The organism is Bradyrhizobium valentinum (assembly GCF_001440405.1).
Taxonomy (GTDB): domain Bacteria; phylum Pseudomonadota; class Alphaproteobacteria; order Rhizobiales; family Xanthobacteraceae; genus Bradyrhizobium; species Bradyrhizobium valentinum.
Genome location: NZ_LLXX01000124.1, coordinates 117154 through 118396, shown reverse-complemented (window position 1 = coordinate 118396; position 1243 = coordinate 117154). Strand labels below are relative to the sequence as shown.

The 1243-nt window shown below is 63.2% G+C and carries 1 protein-coding gene; it reads right to left on the bottom strand.

All coding sequences use genetic code 11. The features are described from left to right. The coding region (locus tag CP49_RS43030) for a xanthine dehydrogenase family protein molybdopterin-binding subunit (protein ID WP_156438567.1) at positions 1 to 1243 on the bottom strand (1243 nt) is incomplete at both ends.

Here is a 1243-nt window from a genome sequence, read left to right as displayed (position 1 = left end):
GCTGGGCGGCGTGTCGGGGCCGGCAGGCGCAATATAGACGTTGGTTACGGCAGGGGCTTCGTCGATCCGAATTACCGGGAAATCGTCGAAATTGCCCTGTTGCACCTTGCCGTCCTTGAAAGTGATCTCGCCATACTTGGCGAAGCTCATGCCCATGATTACAGCGCCTTCCATCTGCGCCTGGATTCGCTCCGGATTGACGTGGGTTCCGCAATCGATCGCGGTATCCACCCGGGGCACGGTGAGCTTGCCCTTGTCGTCGAAAGCTACCTCGACAATGGTCGCGATGTAGCTGACGAAGCTGCGGTGCGCGGCAATGCCGAGCCCGTGGCCCTTGGGCACGGACCGTCCCCAACCGCCCTTGTCCGCGACCAGCTCGACGACCTTGCGAAGGCGCGCGGTATCGATTGGATAGCTGTCATAGGGCTCACCATAGTTCCAGAGGTCCTTCACGGAATCTAGCTTGAGGATCCGAGGAGAGCCGATCAGCTCCAGCAGCATGGTCTTTTGATCACGGTTGGTGGCATGGGCGAGTTCGCCCACCATCGATTGCACCGCAAAGGCGCGCGGGATATTCGACACCGAGCGGAACCAGCCGATGCGGGTCCGCGCGGCCGCCTCCGGATTCTCGCACTGGACGTTGGCGATCTCGAAGGGCATATCGACAAGCCCCATGCCAAGCTCAAACGGAGCCTGATGCACCGCACCGGCGGCAAATGTCGAGGCGATGCTCGGCGCGACGCTGCGGTGCCGCCAAGCCGTCACCTTGCCGTTCTTGTCGAGGCCGGCCTCGATGCGTTCCACCGAGACGGTGTGCAGGAAGCCGTTGCGAACGTCATCTTCCCGCGTCCATTGCACCTTGACGGGGGCGCCGAGCTCCTTTGAAAGCAGTGCCGCCTCGAGGGCGAAATCGCACTTCGACTTGCGCCCGAACCCGCCGCCGAGCAGCGTGACGTTGACGGTGACGTTCTCCTGGGGAATGCCGAGCGTTTTGGCGACGTCTTCGCGCGTTCCGCCCGCGCTTTGCACCGGTGCCCAGATCTCCGCCTTGTCGCCCTTGACGTCCGCGACCGCAACCGGCGGTTCCATGCTGGCATGGGCATGATGCGGCACGTAGTATTCACCGACGATCACCTTGTCGGCGCTCTTCAAGGCGGCCTCCACGTCGCCCTCCTTGCGTACCACCAGGCCGGGTTTCCGTGCGGCTTGCTCCAGTTCGGCGCGGTAGGCGACCGACTCGTAT